This is a genomic window from Mucilaginibacter sp. (assembly GCF_039935595.1).
GTDB lineage: Bacteria > Bacteroidota > Bacteroidia > Sphingobacteriales > Sphingobacteriaceae > Mucilaginibacter.
The window spans coordinates 1-3705 of the sequence record NZ_JBDTJZ010000155.1; the positions used below are offsets into that span (position 1 = coordinate 1).

Here is a 3705-nt window from a genome sequence, read left to right on the forward strand (position 1 = left end):
ACATACAGTACTTGGGAGCGGTTTTCAAGAAGTTATATATCAAAGAGCATTGGCAATTGAGATGCAAAAACAAGGCTTAACATTTGGTCGGGAAATAGAAATGACCATTTTTTATGAAGAAGTTTAAATTGGCAGAAGAAGAGTAGATTTTTACGTTGAGGATAAAATAATGGTTGAAATAAAGGCTATTGCTCTACTTGACGATTCTCATTTGGCCCAACTTATCAATTATTTAGAAGCTTATAATCTTCCAATAGGCCTGCTCATAAATTTTGGCAGTAAAAGCATGACATTTAAGCGTATATACAATACTAAGCATCCCGATAATGCGGCTTGCAAAAAAGTAAAATCATCTTAAAATATCTATACCAGAAGCCAGTAATCCTTAAATCATAAAAATCCCATAAATCATAGTCATTTTTGGAGCTTTTTTTGCTTGTATACTGTTATACTTCATTCTACATTCATGTCAGCAACTCATAACACAAAATACCCGGTAGTAGTAATTATAGGCGGCGGTTTTGGCGGGCTGCAGGTTGCCAAACAGTTGGAAGATAAACCTGTGGATGTTTTAATGCTGGATAAGCATAATTACAATACATTTCAGCCTTTGTTGTACCAGGTGGCTACCGGCAGTTTGGAGGCCGAGTCGATTGCTTTTTCGTTACGTAAAAACTTTGCCGACCAAAAAAACTTTCGTTTTCGTGTGGCCGAAGTATTCAAAATAAATCCCGATAAAAACAGTGTTACTACAAGCATTGGCGAGATAGCTTATGACTACCTGGTTATAGCAACCGGGTCAACCACCAACTTCTTCGGTAATAAGGATATTGAAAAATTTGCCATGCCAATGAAATCAATACCCGAGGCACTTAATTTGAGGTACCTTATACTGCAAAACCTGGAAGAAGCGGTGCGTACACCCGTTAAGGAAGACAGAGAACCTTTATTGACATTCGTGCTGGTTGGCGCGGGTCCTACGGGGGTTGAGTTGGCCGGCGCATTAGCCGAATTGCGTAACCACATTCTTACAAAAGACTATCCTGAACTGAAGAAAGAAGAAATGAAGGTTTACCTGGTAGATTTTTTACCTAAAGTACTGGGCCCGTTTTCTGACAGCGCATCAAAAGCGGCTAAAGATTTTTTAATCAAGATGGGCGTTAAGGTATTGCTTAACGTGAAGGTGGAAAGCTATGATGGAAATGAGATAAAATTTGAGGATGGCAGAACCATCCGCACCAAAAATGTAATATGGAGTGCCGGGGTAATGGGGGTTGTACCCGACGGCTTAGAAAAAGAGAGTATTGAGCGCGGCAACCGCTTAAGCGTTGACCCTATAAGCCGTGTTAAAGGAACAGAAAATATATTTGCCATTGGGGATGTAGCGGCTATGATTACTGAAGAAACCCCTAAGGGTCATCCCGGGGTAGCGCAGGTAGCTATACAACAGGGTAAACAAGTGGGTAAAAATATTATGCATATTATTACCGGCCAACCAACCGAACCGTTTAAATATAACGATAAGGGATCATTAGCCACTATTGGCCGTAATAAGGCGGTAGCCGATTTGGGCAAAATACGGTTCCAGGGATTTTTTGCATGGCTGGTATGGATGTTTGTACACCTCATATCGCTTTTAGGCGGCCGTAACAAGCTTATAGTATTGATTAACTGGGTGGCAAGCTATTTAAAAAACAATGGCGGCAGCAGGCTTATAATGCGCAAATTTGAAAGGGAAGAGTTACACAAAAAGGATAAGCAGACATCGAAGATTGATTAAATTACACTGTAATGCCCCATAACCACATAAAACTTACCAAGTGCCACCGCGCGATGCCCTGCATGGGCTTAATTTAATAAATTACAGGAAGCGATGGATTATTCGGTTAGAATAATTAATATGCTCGTTTACCTTTTCTGATCTTAATTGTTATTTTAGACTATTATTTAATCATGAGAAATAAATTTGTATTGCTATTTTTTTTAGGACTTGCATGCATATCTGCCAGCAACAAACCTCTTTTAAATTACGATTTCAAAGATATGGTAATGGTTAAAGGAAGTACTTTCCTTATGGGCCTGGACAGTGCACGATTAAAAAGTGATATAGATAGATTTAATGGCTCATTTGCATTTTTTTCGCAGGAATACCCCGCGATCAGGATGACAGTACCACCTTTTTATATGGATAAATACGAGGTTACAAATGCTGATTTCAAAAAATTTATTGAGGCAAACCCGAAATGGTCTAAATCAAACATTCCAGATAGTTTACACGATGGAAATTACCTTAAAGATTGGAAAGGGGATAAATACCCAAAAACAAAAGCTACTTACCCGGTTGTATATGTTTGCTGGTATGCGGCTAACGCCTTTGCCCAGTGGAAAGGCAAACGGCTGCCATCAGAAGCAGAACGGGAGAGTGCAGCCAAAGGTTTAATAGACAAAACTTATGAGTTTCCATGGGGAAATGCAGATGCCGACATTTCGAAAGCTAATTATAGCCAATCCAATATCGGCCATGCTGTGGCAACAGGTCGTTATCCGCCCAATAGCTTGGGCCTTTATGATATGTGCGGCAATGTGTTTGAGCTTTGCGAGGGCTCGTGGCGTGCTAATGACTATAAAATGAGGGCAGTTTTGAATAACCGCAAAATAACAGCACTTGACAGATTTAGGATAATTTCTCGTTACTCACAGGTAGATAGGAATAAAGTAGCGATACGGGGAGGTAGTTGGAATAGCCCTGCGGTTAATCTACGAACAACTTACCGGGAAAACTACCCGGTAACAAGTTGTACTGCCTATGTTGGATTTAGATGCGCTGCAACAATTGTTAATGTAAATAAATAGCCGCGCCCGCATAGGAGATAATTATTTTTTCACCATCTTAAAATGCTGTATCCCGGCTTCTTCAAACTGCGGTCCGGTTTTAACGAAGCCTGCTCTTTCATACAACGGCATAGCTTGTATTTGTGCATGCAGATAAATATGATTGGCATCAGCTGGCAGATTATTCAATACCGTTTTTACTAACTCCTGCCCAACGCCTTTTTCTCTAAACTCTTTTAATACCGCAAATCGTTCCAGTTTATACCCTTTATCAGTTTTGCGCCAGCGGGCGGCACCTGCGGGTGTGCCATTAACCGTTGCTAAAAAATGTGTGGATTCATCTTCGTGCTCCCATTCCAGTTCAGGCGGGCAATTTTGTTCAACTACAAATACCTGCCGCCTTATAGCGAATACTTTTTCGAGGTCGGGGCCGTCATTTACCTGGGTTACTGATATCATTTTTAGCCTTTGATGTATTGTAATGTGGTTTTAACTTATAGCTGCTAAGCTTTGTATTATGATTTTCTTCGGCAGCATCAATGGAGTGTGTACTGGTCAAATCGTCTTCCTTCTCTGCCAAGGTTGATAATTTAACATAAAACTTATGTAACCTATCCAGATCTTCTTCAGTCAGATCTTCTAAATTAACCATACGGTTACTTGCTCCCTGGTGCGATGCCACCAATTCATTTAACTTTAAATGTATAGCTTTTGAATCTTTATTTTGAGATTTCTGTATCAGGAAAACCATTAAAAAGGTAATAATGGTTGTACCTGTATTAATAATAAGTTGCCAGGTATCTGAATAATCAAATATAGGCCCGGTAACACCCCATATTACTATAACAGAAATGGCTGTAAAAAAAGCTGCCG

General features: G+C 39.9%; 4 protein-coding genes and 1 pseudogene. 3 read left to right on the top strand and 2 right to left on the bottom strand.

The features are described from left to right. From ABI367_RS10365 to ABI367_RS10375, 3 genes and pseudogenes are all read left to right on the top strand, one after another. Positions 1-358, top strand: a pseudogene (locus ABI367_RS10365) (GxxExxY protein); the annotation flags it as partial. Between the two features lie 108 nt (positions 359-466). Further along, on the top strand, positions 467-1780 hold the full coding sequence (locus tag ABI367_RS10370) for an NAD(P)/FAD-dependent oxidoreductase (RefSeq protein ID WP_462227012.1): 1314 nt from the start codon (positions 467-469) through the stop codon (positions 1778-1780). 173 nt (positions 1781-1953) lie between these two features. Then, entirely contained in the window at positions 1954-2853 is a 900-nt protein-coding gene (locus ABI367_RS10375) for a formylglycine-generating enzyme family protein (protein WP_462227014.1), read from the top strand. A 21-nt stretch (positions 2854-2874) separates the two neighbouring features. Here the strand turns inward: ABI367_RS10375 and ABI367_RS10380 are convergent, their stop codons facing one another. Continuing rightward, a complete protein-coding gene (locus tag ABI367_RS10380) occupies positions 2875-3291 on the bottom strand; it encodes a GNAT family N-acetyltransferase (protein WP_462227015.1) in 417 nt (138 codons plus the stop codon). Beyond that, a partial coding sequence (locus tag ABI367_RS10385) for a low affinity iron permease family protein (RefSeq protein ID WP_462227017.1) occupies positions 3266-3705 on the bottom strand: 440 nt, incomplete at its 5' end. The genes ABI367_RS10380 and ABI367_RS10385, both read right to left, overlap by 26 nt.